Here is a 20,694-nt window from a genome sequence, read left to right on the forward strand (position 1 = left end):
TATCCGCGAACTTTTCAATAAAAAAACGTGAGGGAATCAAATCCCTCACGTTTCGTTAATCAGTTTTTATAGATACAGTGACCTTGAATAAATCCCCATCGACTTCAATTCGCATTGAGCCTCCATGTAAGTCGACAATTGACTGCGCAATTGCCAATCCAAGTCCGGATCCTTCCGTGTGACGGGAAGTATCGGCTCGTTTGAAGCGTTCAAACAATTCATCCACATTTTCACCAAGCTCATATTTAGTCACGTTTTTCACAACAAATTGTGCATAGCCATCTACTTGTTTTAATGTCACATATACGCGTGTGCCGGGCAACGTATATTTGAGGGCATTCACAATCAAATTATCCAGCACTCTCCACCATTTCTGTCCGTCAACAAAAGCGTGTAAAGGATTTTCTGGCGCAGTTACGCGGAAATCAAGGCCTGCCGCTTGAATGTCTTCTTCGTGTTCTGCAAGAGCTTGTTGCATCAGCTGGGCCAAATCTACTCGTTGCTTATGAAGCTCCATATTGCCACTAGCCATTTTGGAAACTTCGAACAAGTCCTCTATCAATGTTTTCAATCTCTGAGATTTACGATCTAAAATCGCGACGTATGATAGACGTTCTTCAACTGTTAAATCCACTTTTTTCAGTAAATCCGTATAGGTAATAATCGATGTTAACGGTGTTCGCAAATCATGGCTGACGTTTGTGATCAGTTCAGTTTTTAACCTTTCACTTTTCGCTTGCTCTGATTGCGACATCCTCACACCTTCACGAAGCATGTTCAAATGTTTGGCATGTTTGGCCAAAACTGATTTCCCACCAATGTGTACATCTGCAATTTGATGTCCTTTTGCCATTTGTTCAGTCGCTAATGCGAGTTTATTGTAAGCAGCGACTCGCTTCAACAATAAATACAACGAAGGCATCAAAACAAACATAAATAGTGGTACATATATAATCAGCAACTCTGGAACAACAAAGGTACCCGCAAGACCTAATCCCGCCAAGAAGACCACCAACAGAATCAAAAGAATCTGAGTACCCAGTCGACGGTTAAGGAACAAGTCCTGGATTATCAAAACCCATTTTTTAAGGATGCTTTTTTCCCACATCGTTCTAATTCCATTTTTCCTGCTATCTTTAAACAACCACACTGCCTGAATGAGTGTCAACGTCAGGAAGACAACGAATAACAACACCATCATGCCTGCATATGCAGCAAATCTAAGATTGGAATAATAATACTCGTAATAGCTCAATTGATCCGAAACTATCGTTGAGAAAGCAAAGGCTAAAACCAACGGAATGAAGATTAACAATAAGCGAATCTCCAATTTTCGTTCCCGAATGAAAAGAAGTGTGGGGGAAGAAAGTACTTCGGCCTTCCTTTTGCTAAATAACCATATGGCTCCTCCAAGTGCGATCAGCCCCAACATCCAAAGAGAGTAAAAGTAGGCTTTGTTTTGATTGAAGTTGGTCAGACCCTGCATATGTTCAGATGCTAGAGTCGTTTTCGGCATCGCGACTATACCAGAAAACTGGCTAGACTGGTTTTCTACTAAATCGTTCATATTAAGGATGTATAGAGGTTTCAATTCTCCATCTTCCACATTCATATAGTCTTGTTTCACTTTTGAAAGATAAAGAAGACCGTTTTTTGAATTGTACTCTTTTTTAATTCCATCCTTGACTTCAACATCTCCAAAAGAGTAATGTTCACCTGTTTCCTCATTGGTCAGTTCATAAGCCATTTGCCGTTGCAGTGCCTTCATAAGCGGGAGTGAGTTGGAGATCTTTCGATCATATTCTTCCAATGCCTGCTTTTTCGCTTCCATGATTTTAGTTCGCACCACTTCATCATCGGCAAAGTTTTTGCGTATTTCTGCAATTTTCGCATCACGCTCAATCACCAGTTCAGCCAGAATTTCATCTTCCGACAATGATGTCGCTTCCTCAATTAAACCTTCGTATTGATAACGAACGTCACGGATTTGATCCATTTGGGAACCGTAATACGTACGGTATTCTTCAATTTCATTTTCAGTCACTTCAAGATTCTTAATTTCTTTTTTCACGTCAAACCTGTTGATTAATGTTGGATAGACTTCATTCATTTGGGACTCAACAATCATGTGAAAATGATCGGATTCTTTAAAATCTTTACCCAAGTATTGTTGACCGTGTGAAGTAAATGTAATAATCGCCAATATTGTTAGGCTGACAAGTCCATAAAAAAGCCATGTTGTTCTTTTCATCACTTAGACGCCTCCTTTTAACATGCGGGTCAATTGCACAAACATCCTATTCGAGGAAAAGTTGTCATCTATTAGTTGAGCAACAAAGGAATAACAATACATGAGACTGAGCATGGCTAATGCAAGTGCTACAATGGAAAACCAGTGGGATACCTTACTTTTCGATCTTGTAGCCAATACCCCACACCACCTTTACATATCGCGGATTTTTCGGATCCGTTTCAATCTTTTCCCGAATTTTTCTAATGTGTACAGCGACGATATTTTCGGCATTGTACGCGGGTTCGTTCCAGACACGCTCATAAATTTCCCCGATAGAAAACACTCGACCGGCATTGGTCATCAGCAATTCGGTAATTTTGTATTCGATTGGAGTCAATTTGACGGTTTCCCCATCGAGCGTCACTAATTTAGCTTCCATATCCAGTGCAAGTCCACCGATTGCCACTGTGGCATTCTGTTCCTTGAACGTACCGAGATGGACGTATCGACGCAACTGTGACTTCACACGAGCCATTAGTTCCATCGGATGAAATGGCTTCGTTACATAGTCGTCTGCCCCCACAGATAATCCGTGAATTTTATCTGAGTCTTCCGCTTTGGCACTCAGCATAATGATTGGAATGTTGCGCTCTGAGCGAATTTTGAATGTTGCTTGTATGCCGTCCATATTTGGCATCATAATATCGAGAATGATTAAATGAATTTCATTCGTTTCAAGCAGCGTCAATGCTTCCACCCCATCTGCTGCTTTCAATACGCGGTACCCTTCATTTTTCAGGTAAATCTCAATTCCATCCCGAATATCCTGGTCATCATCCGTTACAAGAACCGTAAATTGTGTCATCCGTTGCACCTCATTTCTACTTCTTATGATACCAATTATATCTGCCAATTCTTAACAAACTATGAGGATAAAAATGAAGAATTTCTTAAGAAAACATCGTGGACTATCTTTCGTTTGATTTTATTTGACTGCATATGCTATTTAGTCGGCATCAACTGAGATTTAATCCGCTTCAATTGCATATTAATGGGCATTAATCTAGACTTAATCGACATCAACAACCTTTTATTCCGATTAGCCCATATATATCCAATAAAAACACTAAAAAAGTGCCTCTGGTTAAAGAGACACTTTCATTTACCTAATATACTTTGCTCGTTTTCTTCCACTGAACGTAAGAACAATAATCCCTCCGAGCATTAGTAAAACGCCTACCCATGAAACAGGGCTTAATACTTCCCCCACGATAAAAACACTCAAAACTGCTGCAGTCAACGGTTCCCCTAAAGATAACGTTACCGCTGAAGACGAAGGGACTTTTTGGAGACCCAATAAATACAGTATGTACGCAACACTGGTTGTCATAAATCCTAAGTATAAAATTGTCCAAATATTCGATGGTTCCGACACCCATGAACTGTCGAAAATGAACAAGAATGGCATCAACATCAATGCGCTCAAGGAAAATGTCATGGCGACTGCCGGAATGGCTTCCACTTTAGAAAGTAATTCTTTACTGACGATTGTATAAATGGCAAAAACAAAACCAGCAATTAGAGACAAAGTTACACCCAGTGGATTAACAGTAAGTGCGTCTTTGTTCAGAAACAAAAGACTGCATCCAATGACTGAAAGCGTTGTGGCCAATACCCAAGCGCGAGATGGCTTCATTTTAAGAAACAACCATTCTATCAAACCAGAAAAAATAGGTGCACTTCCAATAGCGACAACAGTCCCGATAGCAATACCTGTCACTCGTACGGAGGTAAAAAATAAAGGTTGGAACAATGCCATGCACAATGCACATATTAAAGTGATCAGCCATGGCCAGGTTTTGAAATTAATTTTTTTCATCACAATCATTATTAGTAATAATGAAAATCCACCAATTGCTAACCGTGACGCACCAATCGTCAAAGGCTGGGCATTTTGTGGCAAATAGGTTTGAGCTGTTCCAGTTGTGCCCCATAACACAGCAGCTAATAGCACAAGTAGGTAAGGGATCACTGTTTTCATATCGTCACCTCAAGTAGTTGTTGACTGTACCTTACCATATTTTATACATATTGAGATACAGCATATCGTCAACTATACTGTAGAAAAAGGAGTGTTGCTCTATGTATTTAACAATAGAAGAAACAGCTGAATTTTTGAGCATGCCTGAACTGCAAGTACGCCGGTACGTATTGGAAGGACGCATTAAATCTGTTCATGATGGAGAGCAGTATTTAATAAATAAAACACAATTTGATCGACACCTAGAACAAGTGGAAGACGTTAAACGGCAAATAGACGAATGGCGAAACACTCCCATTCCTGAAGATATTGATGTTAAAGATGAAGACTAACCTCGTAATTTTAACAGGCGAAAAATATGAAAATCTGTAAATCATAAAGAAAATCCAAGCATTCTGTTTTATAGAGTGCTTGGATTTTTATTTCATACCGAAGGATTCATGTAGGGTCTACCTCAGTCTAGAAAGCCTCAACTTTCAGGTGCTGAAACAGAGAGATGTTAATAAACAAAAATCAGTCCTAAAGGATTGTTTCAGGACTGATTCATTCGAAAGGTATATATTCCAAATATTTAAGTGACGGGCCGACTCCTTTTTGTTTAATATCCGAAGTAAATGGCTGGAGATAGGTTCCGTCCGTTATCGTCTTATATGTAGCATCTGCTGTTACTTCCACACGCCATTTTGTATCGGACAGCAGCACTTCGAAGTCATCTGCATTCGCTTCGTTGGCCGTGATGGTTGATTGAACTGCACTAAGCAATTTCCCGCGAAGCCCAGAATCTCTAAACGTCTCTTTCATTTCTATTTCAAATTGAGGATGTTTTCTTAATTTTTCAGGAAGTACTTCATTGTATGCTTTGATGTACGCTTGCTGTAAATCTACATCTTGAGAGACCAATTCATCCACTTTGTGATCAATTTGATCTTGAATAGATTCCCCATCTTCCTTTTTTTGTGCGGTGGATTTGGTCAGGTCACTGTCAAAATTCTCTATCCCTTTTTGGGTAACTTCCAAAAAAACGATGGTTCCCGCAAATGCTGCTTGTTGTGTGGCAGTTGAAGCTTGTTGTTTGACCACATATACTTTCGCAATATTGATGACAATGACAAAAATGACAGCGGAAATACCTAAGAGCCAGATAATATAAAAGGCAGAGTTGCCTCTTTCATTGCTTAAATACTTCATGGGACAAACACCTTGCCAGCTGCTTTCGAGTTCAATGAGACCGCGGTCTCTTTCTTCCATTCAGCTGGAATAAAGACAAGAGGGTGCTGGGCGCTGATTGTTAAAGTGAAAGCACCATTTCCTTGTGGATTAATGGATACATTGGGACTGGCCAAAAGTGCACTACCGCCAATGGATTGCATGACAGCACTTTGAGCTTCTACCGCGTCTCCGGTCATAGCGTAAACCGACGCTCCATCATTTGCGGCAGACTTCAAACTCATGACTGCATAACCGGAAGCTACCACTTGCCAAAGCAATAAGAAAAAAATGAAATAGAAAGGAAGAATTCCTAGAAATTCGATACTCAATGCACCTTTTTCATTTTTTAATGTTCGTAAGCCCATCATGGGATCACCTCTATCTTCAAATATTGCACAATTCATTTTTTATGAGGTCAACATTACTATGTCTTCATCAATTCAATGATTATGTTGTGGTGCTTTCAATTCTTCGGCACGCTCTGGTGTGACAAGCATTGACGGAGCTACCATCAATGTGAAGAGTCCCAAGAAAAACAAGATAATGGCCACTCCATTGACTGGTGCAGCATCTGTCGCCAACATATAGCCCCATAAGCTGCTTCCCGCTACAAAAACGATGGAAAAGAATGAGAAAACCACTAATTTGAACCCAGTTTTACGTGGATTTAAAAGGCCTCCAGCGATTGCATCATACTTTGAAAATAGGAAAACACTGTACAGAATCAATCCAGCTAAAAGAATCCAAAAATACATGGAAGGATAAATCAATCTTAATACTGGAGATGTCATGTAAAATGCCAGACCCAGCATCATCACTAAAGAGTGAAGTGAGAAATACCTTTTGCTATCATGCTTCTGTTTCGTCCAAATAATGTGATTCACAAATGTTAATAGTATTGCTACGAGTGAATTGATAACTACCCACTGAAGGTATGTTTCCTCAGGTATTAAACTGGCCGGTAAACCCAACATAAGAAAGAGAGTAAACGTAATGAAAATACGATTTTTAACAAACGGAACTGCAAGTTTTTCAAGCTTTTTTTGTTTACTCATGACGTACTTCCCCTTTGTATAAGACATTGACCGAAAAATGGCTATTCAAATTTACTATGTCTTCATCAATTCAATGATTATTTATTACGTACTAACTTTCCCTTTTGTACTATTCGTTCAATTCGACCTTTCGGCAACTTCCCTTGCATTCCAATGCTCATAACGGCTGCAAGTGTTCCAAGCCAACAACCGATGATATATAGGACATATGAAAAATAATTCATGATTGGTTCCTGTCCATAACTTTCTGTCATAATTCGCGTTACCATGAAGTTTCCTCCACCTGAAATTAGAGCAAGTACAAGGAAAACTAGATAGTAGACAATCGTCCATTTTGATTTTTGTTCACCCGCCGTCGGTAAAACAATCTTGTAGAACGTCTCGACTTTGACAAAAAAGATTATATGGAGCACGAGCCAAATCACGATCAAGAGCAATTGAATGCCAATTTCGCCATCAAATATTTTAATTAAAGGCATAATAAAGAAAAATGCGAAAGCAGTAAACATGGCATATCCTGCAAATTTAGGAAAATCCATCTTTCCATTAGATGAGGACATTGCTTTAACGATGAAGAGTAACAATGCATACCCCAAGTAAATGATGGCTGTTAATATCATATACTCGGACTTATAAATGGGAATCCCCAGTGAGATCAGTGCAGATATCAATGGCAAAGCTAAAAACACAAAAATCGATGGATTCGGCAAAATGCAATCTCTCCAATCACTTGTTAACTGTATTCTTCAATCATAAGAGGTGGTCTTGAATTCTTCGTTGGAATGAATTGCCGTCAGGATTTAATTTCTCTATCTCTTAACTCAATCGCTCTTTCAGGTGTAATCAACATGGCAGGAGATACCATTATAAAAAATAGACCAATGAAGAAAGTAATAATTGCCAATCCAACCCATGGTACTGCTTCTGTTGCCAACATATAGGCCAATAATACGCTTCCAGAGAAAAAGAAAATTGCAAAATATGTAAAAACCAACATCTTGAAACCCTTTAATCTTGGATTTAATAGACCTTCTGCAATTGCTTCCGATTAGGCGCATACTAAGTTTAACAACGTTTCAATCTACCTCAATTATGTTGTGGTGCTTTCAATTCTTCGGCACGCTCTGGTGTGACAAGCATTGACGGAGCTACCATCAATAGGAAGAGTCCCAAGAAAAACATGATAATCGCCACTTCATTGACCGGTGCGGCATCTGACGCTAGCATATAACCCCATATGCTACTTCCCGCTACAAAAACGATGGCAAAAAAGGAGAAAACCAATAATTTGAACCCTTTTTTTCGAGGATTTAAAAGCCCTCCAGCAATTGCGTCGTACTTTGATACTAAGAAAACAGTGTACAGAATCAATCCACCTAAAAGAATCCAAAAATACATGGAAGGAAAGATCAATCTTAATATTGGAGATGTCGCGTAAAATGCCAAACCGAGCATCATTACAAAAGAGTGAAGTGAGAAATACCTTTTGCTGTCATGCTTCTGTTTCGTCCAAATCATGTAATTCACTACTGTCAAAAGCACAGCAATGATGAAATTGATCAATAACCATTTAAGGTATGTTTCTTCAGGAATAAAACTTGCTGGCAAGCCCAGCAGAAGAAACAGTGTAAAAGTAAGGAAAATGCGGTTTTTTGTGAATAAAACGCTCTCTTTTGTACTCGTTTTTTCGACTTTCAATATTAACACCTCTTCTTGAACACCTGGTTTACAGGGATGATCGATTTAGTTTGTATTGTACATAGTAGATGTGCATAAAAAACAGAGCATATTTGTTGAATTCAATTTCTGAGTTTTCTTCGATTACTTCTTTAATTCTAAAGATGGAATAATACAAGATACCAACAAATAGAAATGAAAACATCATATTTAAAGAATCGATAGTCAGTAATCCGACTTCGCTTAAAATCATGCCACCAAATAATTGAATAAGTAACAAGACTAAAGAGAGGCCAGTGAATAATTTCCAAGTTCCAAATGACACGTGGTGATTAAGTTCTAACCTTTCTATGTCCTTGCTTCTTTTTACAAACCAATAGCCAATATATGTTCCCATTGTGATGAAAGACAAAATCACCATTAAATACACATTTATCTTTTTGATTTTCTTTTCAGGCGCTTTTTTCCCAACTTTGCTGACCATCTATGTAACTCCTTCCTCAACTAACTAAATATCCAAAGCGAATTCATCGCTTCTATACCTCAAAGACAAATATATGTACAAAATAGGAAGAATCAACACATTAAGAGTGACACGTATGATTAAAAATGCCAAAACATTCGTTTCATAACTTTCCAGAAACATCATCAAACTGGTCCACAAAACAATGTTCAAACCAGCAATCACTAAGACATCACCAATAATCGATAGGTTCTCGTCTCTCATTTTTCTGAAAGTCCGTTTAATAGTCTCCCTGACACTCAGCGATTCCACAAAAAACGGAAAAATGATCAGAAATAAAATGGCAACCACGGTTGGTATGAATAATAAATACATGCCCATCAATCCCAAAGAATAAACAATTGTTGCGACAAGTAAAATCACACCGAATCGTTTGGCAAAGAAAAACAAACCTTCCGTAACTTTTATCGTTTCATCCATTCCATCTTTTTTGACCATTTTCAAAAAAGGAGGGATGCATAAAATGAAATTCAGCATTAGCAGCCACCCTGCGAGAAAAGACTCATTATGCAAAATGTCATTGCTATATACATAGACAATCCCCAAATAACTGAAAACAGTAATGGGTGCTATGATGATGAAACACCACATTAGAATAGGAAACCAGTTACGACTGTAGATTTTGAACGCTTCACCAATCATACTAATGTCCCTGCCTTCCGTTGCTTCATATACACCGTAATGATTGCTACCAACAATGTCAGAAGGACTGCCCAAGTCATGCTCCGCCCAATTCCAGCTGGATCCCACAACACCAAGACATTCAGTAAAAAATAAGAGGTGAGGATGCTGAGGATCGAAACAATTGTTGCCCCCAGGAATGCTGCGGTATAAGGGGTTTTAGGGTTCCACTTCACTGAAAAGTATCCAAGTGAGACGTATGTCAAAATCATTTGGAAAACGATATAGCCATTAAAAGATGGAATATTAAAAAACCCGATTATGAAAGAAAATAAGACCGTGATCAGAATACTGGCTCCAATTGCCTGCATTAATTTCCTCATACTGAACATGTAATCACCTCTCTCAATTAATTTTGGTGAAAGATAAGAGAGGGTTGCCACCCTACATTCAACCCTCTCTTCAGTTAAAAGCCAAATAGACTCTTAGCACCGTCAAACAGACCTTTCGCTCCATCTGCTATCCCTTTTCCTGCAGCTTTGACGCCACTTACTGCGCCATCATAAACAAATTTAACGCCATCCCTGACAGCTTTTTTCACTGCTTTACCAGGACCCGTCTCCAACAGTAATGTGACAGTCAAACCTACTAACAAACCGGCTGCTGCCCCAACAACGGTACCCAACCCTGGAACTACCGAGCCACCTACTGCGCCCGCTGCTATACTGGCCCCTATAGTGGATAACGCAGTGGTTCCGACTCCAATTGCTACATCCGTTGTCAGATCAGCTGCAAAGTCAGTCGACAACAGACCTATTGCCGATTTTTCGCCTCCTGAATAATCGTAGATGCTATTGAATGAACTTAGCGCCAAATTAACGGGTCCATTCAATTTCATCAAATTCGATTTGCCATAGAAGCTTTTCGAAAATACATTGAAATCGGTATTCAAGCTGTTCTTAACACTATTCCAAGCCGAGTTTATAAACGTTTTAGGTGAAGTGAGATCTGCAATTTTTTTGCCATCTAAAAAAGTATTTACTCGATGTGGTCTCGGATTTGCTCCATTGGTCGGCAAATAAGCATTTCTACCATCCATCGTATATTTCTTGAACTTATCATAAAAATGGTTAAAGAATTTGTTGTTAATACTGGATTGACCCGTAACTTTATAATTTCCAGATGCTAATTCATTAATAGTGTATCCGGCATATTGTGCAGTAGCCCCTTGAAGAACCGTATCACCAAACTCTAACACATATTTTTTCACGTTTTCTGTTGTACTTGCGATGGCACCAAATACTCCGCGGTCAGGCCCGCCATTTGAAGCTGTGCCTTCAGAGCCTCCACCAGTTCCTGAAGTGCCACCTTGGCCTCCGCCTGGCGATGTTCCGCCCGGTCCGGTTCCACCAGTGCCACCTTGGCCTCCGCCTGGCAATGTTCCACCAGGTCCGGTGCCACCTTGGCCTCCTCCTGGCAATGTTCCACCAGGTCCGGTGCCACCTTGGCCTCCGCCTGTAGATGAACCATCTGGGCCAGTCCCTCCACCGTTCGCATCACCACCTGAAGGACCTTGTCCTCCATTAGGTCCTTGTCCCCCAGTAATCGGAGTTCCCGTTTGCAGCCAGCCATTATATGGATTCGGTATGAAATTTGGCGTAATGAAGGAACCATTCGAACTTGGTTGACCCGAGATAATTGGTTGTCCAGATACGGATGAATTACCACCTTGAACTGCTTGTCCAGGCGCAATTGCCTCACCGGGTCCATTAACTTCACCAGGCGCAATGAACTGACCACCTGTAATTGGGCTTCCGCCTGTTATAGGAGAACCTGGAGTTATTGGTGTTCCTGGCGAAATGAACGAAGCCAACATAATCGACGGCCCGGCAGTCCAAAACAAAATGAATGCAATCATGCTTATGGCAAAAAACCTTCTTAATCCACTTCTCTCCACTCGTGCACCTCCTTGTTATGGAGTACTGTTTTGCTTATACGTATCTTCTAATAGCTTCATGGCTTCTTTGTAATTCATTTCATTCAATACTTTCAATTCATCACGTAGTTTGTCATATTCCTGTTCTACCCAAGTGTGATAGTCTTTATTTTTCTGTTGTAAATAATCGTGGCTTTCCTGCGACATCATTTCATGTTCTTGAAGCAAGTAAGTTAAGGTAAATCCAACTTGCTGTCTTTCGTCCACCCATTTTTTAAATTCTTTCGAATGATAGCCAAAAATGTCTAAATCATTATTAGTACGCTCATATCCTACATTGCCTTCTGTTGAGGTTTTCCAGAATCCCCACTTTTCCGCTACCTTTTTTGCTTGATCCAATTCATTTTGCAATCCTTGTGCATCCTGAACGTCTTGATAACTACCTTTCGTAGCCTCTGCTACCGCACGTAATTGCTTTTGTCCCTCACTATCAACATTAAAGCCAATGACATTCATAATCGGTGTAATATCTGATTCATACAATGTTTTTGCTGCAGTGACAGGGTCGTCGTCACAAGTAGAAATGCCATCACTGACAAGATAGACGATATTTGTATTCTTATCGCCTTTGAAAGACGCCAAATCTTTTTGGGCTTCGTTCAGAGCTAATTGAATTGGCGTCCATCCTGCAGGTTTTGCTTTCGCTAAAGCTTGTTCAAACCCATTCGCTTCATAGTTGCCGATTGGGTAAATAAGCTCGCTACTTTTACAGGAAAGTTCTTTATCAGCTTTGCTGCCGCTACCTTCTTGGCCATAGATGCGTAGACCTACGTTTGCATTTTCCGGAAGTCCTTTTACAAAATTCGTAATGGCTGATTTTGCCGCTTCCATCTGGGTTTGACCATTCATGTCTTTGCCCATGCTTCCTGAAGCATCCAAAATGACCATTACGTTCAAGTTTTCTTTAAACTGCATACGTGGATCATCGATATCGGGACTCCCAATTGATTGGAATTTAAGTTCCTGCATCAAATCTTCAGGACCTTCATAATCCTGTTGAAACACGCTGAGAATTGCATTGTAGTAATGGTCCAGTTCTTCGTTTGACGGTTTGCTCGAAATGTCAGGCAAGTCTTTCGTCAATTCATCAATTTTCTTTTGATCATTTTCCTCAATGACAGCCAAGTAGCCGGTATATCCTGGTGTTAATGCCGCCAATTCATTCAAATTTTCAGGTAAAGGTTCAACGATCATTTTATTGTTAGTTTCTGAATCCTTTTCGGGCTCAGAATCATTTGAAGGCTCAAATTTACTAGAAGTATCGTTTTTATTCGATATTTCTTCTCCTGGAACAATCCCTGTCTTCTTTGTTTCCTCATTACAGCCATACAAAGCCATTATGAGTAAACCAGTCAAGATGAGTTGTTTCTTACTCATTCTGATACCGCCTCTCTAAGGTATTTGTCCATGTATAAGGAATTAGCCGACCATTCCGCCGATCTTGGAAACGATTTTACCGATCAAATCTCCGATTGCCCCAGATTGTCCACTTACTGCTGTCGAGATAATCCCTAATACTAAAATCAATAATGCTGCCAGCCCTAACCATTCAAGTGATTGTGCACCTTTTTCGTTTTTCACCGGTACTACGATATTCATCCATGCGTTCATTAATAAGTTTTTCATTTTGTTTTCTCTCCTCTGAGCTTGTTTTTTTATTGGAATAAATCAAAAATGCCTTTGTTTTGGTTGAACATATTTATCATCATCAAGCCTCCGATTAATACGAGCGAAGATGGCAGAACCAAAAATGTCGTAACGAGTGTTACTTTTGGTGAAGCTTTCGCCGCCTTCTCTTTAATCATCTCTTTCTTCAACTTTCGCATTTCTTCGGCTTGTTGTTTGAAAGTATCTGCAATTGGTACACCCAATCGCTCGCCTTGAATCAAGGACTTTATCAATATTTGAAACTCTTTTGAATCATTACGGACAAGTAACGTCCGATAGGCTTCCGCTCGCGGTACACCAACGTTAATTTCCTGAATGAATCGTCCGAATTCCTCTTTCACTGGTCCTTCAAAATACGGAACAATGTCACGAATTGCTTGATCCATCGCGACCCCAGCCTGCAAAGTAACGCTCATCGTATCCAGAAAATCCGGTAACTGATACGAAATTTCCTCCTGGCGATTTTTCGCTTTGGAGCGAATCCACATAATCGCACTCATATAGCCAAAAATCGGCAACAGGATAATCATAAATTGTGAAAAGGGCAGTAGTAGAATGAGAGATATTCCGCCTGCAAAGAATCCAACAATCATTAAAAAGATTTTCAATCCTTGAAAGCGTTCAACTGTCAGTTCATAAGGATATCCGGCCTGTATCAACCACTTTTTAACTTCCTCATTTTCACTGAAAAAATTAATGCGTTGGCCCAAATCTGCGAAATCATCAGCAAATTTGAACATCTTGGCAACCAGTTTCTCTTTACGTGTGATTTTCCGATGGAAGGTATCGTAAATAAAAAGTGATTCCTCTACTTGTTCTTTCAATGCTTTTCGTTCACGCCAGTACACAAATAATGAGTGAAGGGCAATTCCAACAAAAATTATTGACAACAGTACAGATAAAGCAATAATTCCATCCATTTCATCACACCCTTATATTAGTGATTTTACGGACAATCACGAATGTTAGAATTGTACCGGTCAAGAAGAAAGCAAATAGGATGAATCCCAGTCCGGTAAATAAGGGATCCAAAAAACCATCGATAATGTTGTTCATCATCAGTACTAGGAATATCGGAATGACCGGAACAATGTAGGAAATATAACGTTGTTCTGCAGTCATCGTTTTGATTTCCTGTTTCAATAACTTACGTTCATCCAGTGTCTGACTCATTTCATCCAGTACAGCGTACAAATTACCGCCGGCTTTCTTCTGGATAAGCATAGTAGCTGTGAACAATTGAAATTCTTTATCATCCACTCGTTTTTCCATGCTGCGTATCGCTGCACCGAAGTCTATTCCAAGAGATAATTCATGCGCCAATCTTTTAAACTCTGATTTTGCCGGTTCTGCTATTTCTTGCGCTACAAGTTGAATTCCTTGATTTAGCGTCATACCAGATCGTGTAGCATTAGCTAGGATACGGCAAATTTCTGGAAGCTGTTCGACCAACAATTGCTTCTTCTTATTTTTACGCACCATGAACAATACACGGCGCCCTCCCTCTACGAGTAACAGGGCAACGAACAAACTAGCAAGCATGTTCAGATTGAAAAAGTTTTGCAGACCAACAATCAATCCCATATATGAAACTATTAACGCTCCCAAAAATTCTGATGGCGTGAAGCCAATATTTGCATCTACCAGCTTTTGTTCCAGCGCTTTTGCCGACTCGGTTTGATCGTACTTAGCTCCAATGACAACCAACACACTTTTACGACGTTCTCCATCTCGATAAAACTGTTGGACTTGTTTACGCCACTCTCGTTTTTCTTTTCGATAGCCAAGATAGAAATAAAAACCTACGATGAACACGAGAATGGTCAGCATCGCCAGTAAGCCTTCGGTCATACGACTACACCTCGTTTCACTGGCTCGAATAACGATTCGTCCATGTCAATTCCAAAGACACGGATTCGATTTAAACACTGGGGGATTTCACCAGTCGGAATAAAATGTCCTTCGACCTCTCCATCCTTCGTTAAACCGGTCCTTTGAAACTTAAAGATTTCAACAATCCGATGTTTGCCATCATTTTTTTGCACTTCAGAAATCGAAACGATTTTCCGAGTTCCATCTGTCAGTCGTGTTGCCTGAATAATGATGTCTAAAGCTCCGACAATGTATTCTCGAATAATAGTAGAAGGTAAATCCATTCCTGCCATGATGACCATCGCTTCCACTCGGCGCAATGCATCGTCCGCATTATTGGCATGGACAGTTGTGATTGACCCTTCGTGCCCGGTGTTCATCGCTTGGAGCATATCAAATGCTTCGCCACTTCGAACTTCCCCGACAATGATACGGTCTGGCCTCATACGTAGCGCGTTTCGCACCAAGTTTCGGATGCTGACTTCGCCTTTTCCTTCAACGTTCGCTGGTCTGGCTTCCATTCCAACAACGTTAGGTCGGTCGAGTCGAAGCTCTGCCGAATCTTCTATCGTAATGACCCGTTCTCCGTGAGGAATGGATGTTGCGATTACATTCAACAAGGTTGTTTTACCAGATCCTGTACCGCCACTGATAAGAGTGTTCATTTTGGCTCTGACAATCCCGTCTAGAAACGTTGCCATATCTTTGCTCATGGAATTAAACTGCAGTAAATCCTCCACTTTAAATGGTTCTGCTCGGAATTTCCGGATGGAAACCAGTGTGCCTGATAAACTGATTGGTGAAATAACTGCATTTACACGGCTGCCATCTGGCAATCTGGCATCTACCATTGGTGAGCTTTCATCGATTCGTCTGCCGAGTGGTGCAACAATTCGGTCCACAATGTGCCGAACGTGCTCATCATTCCTGAAGGCAATTTGTACTTCCTGAAGCTTTCCTTTTCTTTCCACATAAACTTCCTGATATCCATTGATCAGAATCTCCGTAATATCGGGATCATTTATGAGAGGTTCGAGCGGTCCAAAACCTACTGATTCGTCTAGAATTCTAGTAATTAACAGTTCTTTATCATGCCTTGAAATAATCACTTTCTCTTCGGACATGAAAGTAGAAACATATTGTTCGATGCGTAAACGCATTTCTCCTGAAGACAACTGCGTTAAGGCTTCTAAGTTTGTGTCGCGCAATAAACGTGCCTTATAATGTTCGACTAATTCATCGACGAGGTGGTTTTCATATTCGTAAGAGGTTGGCTTTTTCTGCACAAGCTTCTCTTTTCTCTTTTCAAACAGTGAGCTCATCCCTCTTCACCTCCTATTGCTTTAATACATCTCGTGCAAACTTTCGAATATCTTTGGCAAATGGGATTAATTTACGCTCTTTCTGCACTTTTCTGACGGGCATGCCTTTATTGATATAGGGTTGTAACCCCTTAATGTCCCTGCGAATGGAAGCAGCAACCGGAAAACGCAGTACATTTTTCAAATCACTTTGCTGGACTTCGTTTTCTTTGGCCAGTTCATTCAGCACGATTTCCATGCGATTTGCCAATGAAATGCCGAGCCTTGTGCTCAGTGTCTCGAACTGCTTCAACGTTTTGAGTGCTGAAGTTTCAGGAGCTAATATGTAAAATACTTTGTCTGACTCTTCTAATGCTGTAACAACCTGTGTATTCATATGACTTGGCAAATCAATTAACACGTAATCAAATGAACGTCGGCATGTACGAATCAATTTGGCAATAAACTCTTCATCGATTGATTCCGCAATTTCCGCGTCACAAGGGCTAATGAGAATTTCTAGCTTGGAATCTTCCTGCGTTTCCGATACATTCCGGATATGACTTTCATTTAATTCCTCAACTACTGGCATTAAGTCGGCCAGCGAACGGTTAGATTCAATAGAAAAGACGTTTTCGATTCCACCGTACTGAGTGTTCAAATCGATCAAAATCACTTCCGCCGTTGACTCAAGCTTTAAAGTTTGAGCAACTGAAGAAGCAATTAATGTACGGCCACTTCCACCTTTTCCACTATAGAAAGAAAAAATCTTCCCCCGATTCCTCCCATAGGTTACAGCTGCTTCTTCCATCGAATTCTTCTTAATTTCATAGTTTTTTACGATAGTTGGGAATCGGCTGGCAAATAAACTGGCTTCATCAGGGAATACGAAGAACTCATCCGCTCCTGAACGAATGATTGAACGGAGCAATGAAAAGTCAGATTCATTGGCAACAAACAATAGCAGACATGCCGGGTTAACCATTCGAATCGATTGAACCAATTCCACAGAAGCTTCTGTTTCAAATTGAGAAACAATCACAATATCTCGTGTTTCCCGATTCATTTCACGAATGGCTTCTGGATAATTAACCGTAGTTACGCTTTTTGAAAAACTTTCAGCAATTATTTTTAGTTGCGCCGTGCTTTGCTCCCCTTCACTAACAATCAAAATATTTATATGTGATTCCATCTTGTCAGCCTCTCTTCTTTATTACTGTCCGCTGCCTGAAGTCGTTCCTGCTGCTTTCGGTGTTTCTTTTTTTGTATTATCTTTTGGTTGTACAGGTGTAGGTGCAGGCTTCGTTGCTGGTGGAGTTGCTGGTTTAGCTTCCGACTTTGGCTGTGCGGCTGCATCCTCCTGCGTTGCTTGTTCTTCAGTTTCTTCTAGAGGCAGGCTATTTTGACCAACATTAGCTTTTAATATTCGAATATGATCAGCATAATTTTGCATATGTATTAGTTTAGGTGCTTGTTCAGCTGTCACTTCGACTGCAATCCCTCTCATGCCATCTTTATTACCTAACGCCCATCTTACTACCACATCTTTCATGAACATGGTCGTTTTGCGGTCGCCATTATTATCAGTCGATACAACAATATCCACTCGATCTAGAGTTTCGATTACTTGGTCAAATTGAATTTTTTCTGAGCTATTTAAGCTGACCAACCGATTATTTTCATTTTGTAGTGTTGTAGCTGGTTTGATCATGCTTTTGGTGATGATATCCCCGTCCTTGAGAGGCAGGACGGAAACTTGGTACTGCAGTTCTTCGAACGATGTGATATGAGAATCTTTAACTACAAACTTATTTGGAATTTCCATAACGGTTACTTGGTCTTCCTGAATTACTTCTCGAGAAAGAATCTCTCCATTAGCCACATAAATTTTTGTCATTGCTCCTAATTCGGAATTTAAGTCTTTAACTTTCTGAAGGACCATATACCCAGTGGCGGCCGCTAAAATAAAGGCCAAAATAAAGAATACAGCCGCACGCCTTTTTGCCTCTAACATTCATTAATCCCTCTTTTCAAAATGGTTTCTTTTTTACTTATTTAGGTATAATCCTTCAATGAATACCTCTAAGGTCATATATTATTTACCACTTCCTTTCCCATAATGTCAAAGTTGGATAATATTTACAACTAATTTTCGTAGTTCCCTTGTACCGTGTAAATAAACCTATTTAAAGATATTTATTTTTACCTAATCACCAAAACGTTGATATAATGCGATTCGTTAAATTTGATACACTTTTAAATCACAACTATTCTACCTTTAATAAACCTTTTTTTTACAATTAGAGGGTATAATGATTCTTTATTTTTTCCATGTAATACCAATAACCTCGACTTCAAGATACTTAAAATCAAGTGTTTTGAATGTATTCCTTCTATATAATAAGTGCGTTATTTTCCCCAATAGAAAAACCGCTTCATTTCTCCATTTGGAGAGAATGTAGCGGTTCGATTTTCTTATATAGTGACTAAAATTTGAGTCCGTTTGCCGATAATTTCTGCATAATCTTTCACCATGGCACTTGCAGTCGGTAATTTACCTGCTCCCGGGCCCACTAATGTTAAAGTTCCCATGTAATCCGTTTCAAGCGCAATTGCGTTATTTACTCCCTCAATTGCATACAAAGGATGCTCTGGACCTACCAATCTTGGACCAACACTTGCATGTAAGGACCCATCTACCTTTTCGACAATTTCTGCCACATGTCTGAAACGCAAACCCTCCCTTGCAGCCCCCAGTACTTGTTCAAGAGTGATATCTGCTATTCCTTCAATCGATACATCATCCCACTTTGGTTGTTTACCGAATGCTAAATTACTCAATATCATAAGCTTTCGAAATGCGTCTTGACCTGAAATGTCATTGAAAGGATCTGCCTCTGCGTACCCCAGTAACTTTGCTTCCTCCAAAGCATCCTGAAAACTGCTTTCTTGCACCCTCATTTGAGTTAAGATGTAATTTGATGTTCCATTTAATATCCCTTGAATTCTTTGTACCTGATTTACTAGAAGAATATTTTTCAAAGTTGAAATTATGGGAACACCGCCAGCTGTAGTTGCTTCATATCCTACATGGACACCTTGCCTATTTGCAAGTTCCTGTAACTCCAAGCCATGCTTTGAGAACATGACTTTATTAGCCGTAATGACATGACAACCTTTTTGAATGGCCTTACATAAATAATCGTAAGCAGGGTCTTCTCCCACAATGGCTTCAAAAACAATTTGAAGATCTGGGATAGCTTCAATTTCATCAAAGTTGTCAGTGAACAATACATCTGGAGCTGCCATGCGGCTTTTTGTCTTATCTCTTATCAGAATTGCTTTGATGTCTATATCTAATCCAAGTGATTCTTTTAATTGATCCTTTTTCTCATTAAGTATTTGGTAAATACCTTGACCAACTGTGCCAAAACCTAAGATTGCTGCTTGAATCGTCGCCATGACTTTACCCCCAAGTGAACAGATAATATATCTCCCCATGTCTCAAATTCAGTCAGAAAGCCATCATGACCGAATCGTGTGTTGACCATACAGAAATGATGATCAGGAACGAGATGCGCAAAAGAGCAAATGTCCTCAGGTGGATATAGTAAATCATATGTGAATGCTATGGTAATCACTTTTGCTTCAAATTGCTTTGCCGCAATTTCTATACCCCCTCTATCCCTTCCGATATCATGGGTATTCATTGCTCTTAACAAGGTAAGGTAGCTATTCGCATCAAAACGGTTAGCCAGTTTTACCCCTTGATATTTCATATAGGATTCGATTTCGAACAATCCATCGCTTCTGGTCTTTCTGGCAAAACGGTTCTTATGTAATTGTTCACTACGATAAGTAACCAGCCCCGCCATTCGAGCCGTTTCAAACCCCTTGATATCCGAGGAACAGGTATAGTTTCCATTGAGATAATTCGCATCCGTCTCAATTGCATGGATTCCAATGTAGTTAAAAGCAATACCTGTGTCACTTAGATAAGGGGTAACTGCTAAAGGAATAAGAATATCCATATCTTTTGGATAAAGTAATCCCCACTCCAGAACACGCATGCCACCAAGTGACCCACCAACTACCGCATGAAGCCGATTAATACCCAAAGCCTGTAATGCCTTTTTTTCCGCATGAACCATATCGCGAATTGTAATTGTCGGAAAGGATGATCGATATGGATTGCCTGTAGAGGGATTGATGGTCAACGGCCCCGTCGTACCCGAGCATCCTCCAAGGACATTCAGTGTAATAACTCGAAAAGAGTCGGTATCAATATTCTTTCCCGGTCCAATTAATCCGCTCCACCAGCCTGGTGTTTCCTTTGATCCAATGGCATATTGATTGCCAGTTAACGCATGACAAACCAAAACAACTGGTGCTTCTGGAGGACCAAGAGTTTCATATGAAAGTTCAACATGCTCAAGCCATTCCCCAGACTCTAGTTGAAAATTACCGATTGTCACACTTCCTGTTGCCATTAAATTCA

General features: G+C 40.0%; 23 protein-coding genes. 1 reads left to right on the top strand and 22 read right to left on the bottom strand.

Annotated elements, in window-relative coordinates; all coding sequences use genetic code 11:
- Positions 1–55 precede the first annotated feature (55 nt).
- From HMPREF1210_RS09320 to HMPREF1210_RS09330, 3 genes are all read right to left on the bottom strand, one after another.
- Complete coding sequence (locus HMPREF1210_RS09320; protein WP_016428412.1) at positions 56–2,251, bottom strand: ATP-binding protein; 2,196 nt, start codon at positions 2,249–2,251, stop codon at positions 56–58.
- Positions 2,252–2,405: 154 nt separating this feature from the next.
- A complete protein-coding gene (locus tag HMPREF1210_RS09325; protein WP_016428413.1) occupies positions 2,406–3,098 on the bottom strand; it encodes a response regulator transcription factor in 693 nt (230 codons plus the stop codon).
- Positions 3,099–3,395: 297 nt separating this feature from the next.
- Positions 3,396–4,274, bottom strand: a complete 879-nt coding sequence (locus HMPREF1210_RS09330; protein ID WP_016428414.1) for an EamA family transporter — start codon at positions 4,272–4,274, stop codon at positions 3,396–3,398.
- A 101-nt stretch (positions 4,275–4,375) separates the two neighbouring features.
- Between HMPREF1210_RS09330 and HMPREF1210_RS09335 the strand changes: the two genes are divergently transcribed.
- Entirely contained in the window at positions 4,376–4,606 is a 231-nt protein-coding gene (locus HMPREF1210_RS09335) for an excisionase family DNA-binding protein (protein WP_016428415.1), read from the top strand.
- Between the two features lie 211 nt (positions 4,607–4,817).
- Here HMPREF1210_RS09335 and HMPREF1210_RS09340 read toward each other — a convergent pair whose 3' ends face one another.
- The 19 genes from HMPREF1210_RS09340 to HMPREF1210_RS09430 all read right to left on the bottom strand — a co-directional run bounded on the left by HMPREF1210_RS09340 (position 4,818) and on the right by HMPREF1210_RS09430 (position 20,686).
- Entirely contained in the window at positions 4,818–5,462 is a 645-nt protein-coding gene (locus HMPREF1210_RS09340; protein ID WP_016428416.1) for a hypothetical protein, read from the bottom strand.
- Positions 5,459–5,851 carry a hypothetical protein gene (locus HMPREF1210_RS09345; RefSeq protein WP_016428417.1) on the bottom strand — a complete coding sequence of 131 codons (393 nt, stop codon included), beginning with the start codon at positions 5,849–5,851 and terminating at the stop codon, positions 5,459–5,461. Before HMPREF1210_RS09345 ends, HMPREF1210_RS09340 begins: the two co-directional genes overlap by 4 nt.
- 72 nt (positions 5,852–5,923) lie before the next feature.
- The gene (locus HMPREF1210_RS09350) at positions 5,924–6,538 is read right to left on the bottom strand and encodes a hypothetical protein (RefSeq protein WP_016428418.1); all 615 of its coding nucleotides are present in this window, start codon (positions 6,536–6,538) and stop codon (positions 5,924–5,926) included.
- 77 nt (positions 6,539–6,615) lie between these two features.
- Positions 6,616–7,248: a hypothetical protein gene (locus HMPREF1210_RS09355; RefSeq protein ID WP_016428419.1), complete on the bottom strand. Its 633-nt coding sequence runs from the start codon at positions 7,246–7,248 to the stop codon at positions 6,616–6,618.
- Positions 7,249–7,331: 83 nt separating this feature from the next.
- Entirely contained in the window at positions 7,332–7,535 is a 204-nt protein-coding gene (locus HMPREF1210_RS09360; protein WP_016428420.1) for a hypothetical protein, read from the bottom strand.
- A gap of 89 nt (positions 7,536–7,624) precedes the next feature.
- On the bottom strand, positions 7,625–8,236 hold the full coding sequence (locus tag HMPREF1210_RS09365) for a hypothetical protein (RefSeq protein WP_016428421.1): 612 nt from the start codon (positions 8,234–8,236) through the stop codon (positions 7,625–7,627).
- A 28-nt stretch (positions 8,237–8,264) separates the two neighbouring features.
- Complete coding sequence (locus tag HMPREF1210_RS09370) at positions 8,265–8,699, bottom strand: DUF4234 domain-containing protein (RefSeq protein WP_016428422.1); 435 nt, start codon at positions 8,697–8,699, stop codon at positions 8,265–8,267.
- Between the two features lie 24 nt (positions 8,700–8,723).
- Positions 8,724–9,455: a hypothetical protein gene (locus tag HMPREF1210_RS09375; protein WP_196930506.1), complete on the bottom strand. Its 732-nt coding sequence runs from the start codon at positions 9,453–9,455 to the stop codon at positions 8,724–8,726.
- Positions 9,377–9,751: a hypothetical protein gene (locus HMPREF1210_RS09380; RefSeq protein WP_147640302.1), complete on the bottom strand. Its 375-nt coding sequence runs from the start codon at positions 9,749–9,751 to the stop codon at positions 9,377–9,379. Before HMPREF1210_RS09380 ends, HMPREF1210_RS09375 begins: the two co-directional genes overlap by 79 nt.
- A gap of 74 nt (positions 9,752–9,825) precedes the next feature.
- Positions 9,826–11,316 (bottom strand): hypothetical protein, encoded by a 1,491-nt coding sequence (locus HMPREF1210_RS09385; RefSeq protein ID WP_016428425.1) that lies wholly within the window; start codon positions 11,314–11,316, stop codon positions 9,826–9,828.
- Between the two features lie 15 nt (positions 11,317–11,331).
- Entirely contained in the window at positions 11,332–12,732 is a 1,401-nt protein-coding gene (locus tag HMPREF1210_RS09390) for a VWA domain-containing protein (RefSeq protein WP_016428426.1), read from the bottom strand.
- Positions 12,733–12,774: 42 nt separating this feature from the next.
- The gene (locus HMPREF1210_RS09395; RefSeq protein ID WP_016428427.1) at positions 12,775–12,981 is read right to left on the bottom strand and encodes a hypothetical protein; all 207 of its coding nucleotides are present in this window, start codon (positions 12,979–12,981) and stop codon (positions 12,775–12,777) included.
- A 29-nt stretch (positions 12,982–13,010) separates the two neighbouring features.
- The gene (locus HMPREF1210_RS09400; protein WP_016428428.1) at positions 13,011–13,943 is read right to left on the bottom strand and encodes a type II secretion system F family protein; all 933 of its coding nucleotides are present in this window, start codon (positions 13,941–13,943) and stop codon (positions 13,011–13,013) included.
- A 4-nt stretch (positions 13,944–13,947) separates the two neighbouring features.
- A complete protein-coding gene (locus HMPREF1210_RS09405) occupies positions 13,948–14,874 on the bottom strand; it encodes a type II secretion system F family protein (protein WP_016428429.1) in 927 nt (308 codons plus the stop codon).
- A complete protein-coding gene (locus HMPREF1210_RS09410) occupies positions 14,871–16,217 on the bottom strand; it encodes a CpaF family protein (protein WP_016428430.1) in 1,347 nt (448 codons plus the stop codon). Before HMPREF1210_RS09410 ends, HMPREF1210_RS09405 begins: the two co-directional genes overlap by 4 nt.
- Before the next feature lie 13 nt (positions 16,218–16,230).
- The gene (locus HMPREF1210_RS09415; RefSeq protein WP_016428431.1) at positions 16,231–17,388 is read right to left on the bottom strand and encodes an AAA family ATPase; all 1,158 of its coding nucleotides are present in this window, start codon (positions 17,386–17,388) and stop codon (positions 16,231–16,233) included.
- A gap of 21 nt (positions 17,389–17,409) precedes the next feature.
- Complete coding sequence (locus tag HMPREF1210_RS09420; RefSeq protein WP_016428432.1) at positions 17,410–18,210, bottom strand: SAF domain-containing protein; 801 nt, start codon at positions 18,208–18,210, stop codon at positions 17,410–17,412.
- A gap of 461 nt (positions 18,211–18,671) precedes the next feature.
- On the bottom strand, positions 18,672–19,658 hold the full coding sequence (locus tag HMPREF1210_RS09425; protein ID WP_016428433.1) for a homoserine dehydrogenase: 987 nt from the start codon (positions 19,656–19,658) through the stop codon (positions 18,672–18,674).
- Positions 19,631–20,686: a homoserine O-acetyltransferase gene (locus HMPREF1210_RS09430; RefSeq protein ID WP_016428434.1), complete on the bottom strand. Its 1,056-nt coding sequence runs from the start codon at positions 20,684–20,686 to the stop codon at positions 19,631–19,633. The genes HMPREF1210_RS09425 and HMPREF1210_RS09430 overlap by 28 nt, the downstream gene beginning before the upstream one ends.
- Positions 20,687–20,694 lie beyond the last annotated feature (8 nt).

This window comes from Paenisporosarcina sp. HGH0030 (assembly GCF_000411295.1).
Lineage (GTDB): Bacteria > Bacillota > Bacilli > Bacillales_A > Planococcaceae > Paenisporosarcina.

Bases quoted from the DNA above. Each gene is read 5' to 3' on its own strand.
- HMPREF1210_RS09320 (WP_016428412.1), bottom strand. From the start codon at position 2,251: ATGAAAAGAACAACATGGCTTTTTTATGGACTTGTCAGCCTAACAATA.
- HMPREF1210_RS09325 (WP_016428413.1), bottom strand. From the start codon at position 3,098: ATGACACAATTTACGGTTCTTGTAACGGATGATGACCAGGATATTCGG.
- HMPREF1210_RS09330 (WP_016428414.1), bottom strand. From the start codon at position 4,274: ATGAAAACAGTGATCCCTTACCTACTTGTGCTATTAGCTGCTGTGTTA.
- HMPREF1210_RS09335 (WP_016428415.1), top strand. From the start codon at position 4,376: ATGTATTTAACAATAGAAGAAACAGCTGAATTTTTGAGCATGCCTGAA.
- HMPREF1210_RS09340 (WP_016428416.1), bottom strand. From the start codon at position 5,462: ATGAAGTATTTAAGCAATGAAAGAGGCAACTCTGCCTTTTATATTATC.
- HMPREF1210_RS09345 (WP_016428417.1), bottom strand. From the start codon at position 5,851: ATGATGGGCTTACGAACATTAAAAAATGAAAAAGGTGCATTGAGTATC.
- HMPREF1210_RS09350 (WP_016428418.1), bottom strand. From the start codon at position 6,538: ATGAGTAAACAAAAAAAGCTTGAAAAACTTGCAGTTCCGTTTGTTAAA.
- HMPREF1210_RS09360 (WP_016428420.1), bottom strand. From the start codon at position 7,535: ATGTTGGTTTTTACATATTTTGCAATTTTCTTTTTCTCTGGAAGCGTA.
- HMPREF1210_RS09370 (WP_016428422.1), bottom strand. From the start codon at position 8,699: ATGGTCAGCAAAGTTGGGAAAAAAGCGCCTGAAAAGAAAATCAAAAAG.
- HMPREF1210_RS09380 (WP_147640302.1), bottom strand. From the start codon at position 9,751: ATGTTCAGTATGAGGAAATTAATGCAGGCAATTGGAGCCAGTATTCTG.
- HMPREF1210_RS09390 (WP_016428426.1), bottom strand. From the start codon at position 12,732: ATGAGTAAGAAACAACTCATCTTGACTGGTTTACTCATAATGGCTTTG.
- HMPREF1210_RS09395 (WP_016428427.1), bottom strand. From the start codon at position 12,981: ATGAAAAACTTATTAATGAACGCATGGATGAATATCGTAGTACCGGTG.
- HMPREF1210_RS09400 (WP_016428428.1), bottom strand. From the start codon at position 13,943: ATGGATGGAATTATTGCTTTATCTGTACTGTTGTCAATAATTTTTGTT.
- HMPREF1210_RS09405 (WP_016428429.1), bottom strand. From the start codon at position 14,874: ATGACCGAAGGCTTACTGGCGATGCTGACCATTCTCGTGTTCATCGTA.
- HMPREF1210_RS09410 (WP_016428430.1), bottom strand. From the start codon at position 16,217: ATGAGCTCACTGTTTGAAAAGAGAAAAGAGAAGCTTGTGCAGAAAAAG.
- HMPREF1210_RS09415 (WP_016428431.1), bottom strand. From the start codon at position 17,388: ATGGAATCACATATAAATATTTTGATTGTTAGTGAAGGGGAGCAAAGC.
- HMPREF1210_RS09420 (WP_016428432.1), bottom strand. From the start codon at position 18,210: ATGTTAGAGGCAAAAAGGCGTGCGGCTGTATTCTTTATTTTGGCCTTT.
- HMPREF1210_RS09425 (WP_016428433.1), bottom strand. From the start codon at position 19,658: ATGGCGACGATTCAAGCAGCAATCTTAGGTTTTGGCACAGTTGGTCAA.
- HMPREF1210_RS09430 (WP_016428434.1), bottom strand. From the start codon at position 20,686: ATGGCAACAGGAAGTGTGACAATCGGTAATTTTCAACTAGAGTCTGGG.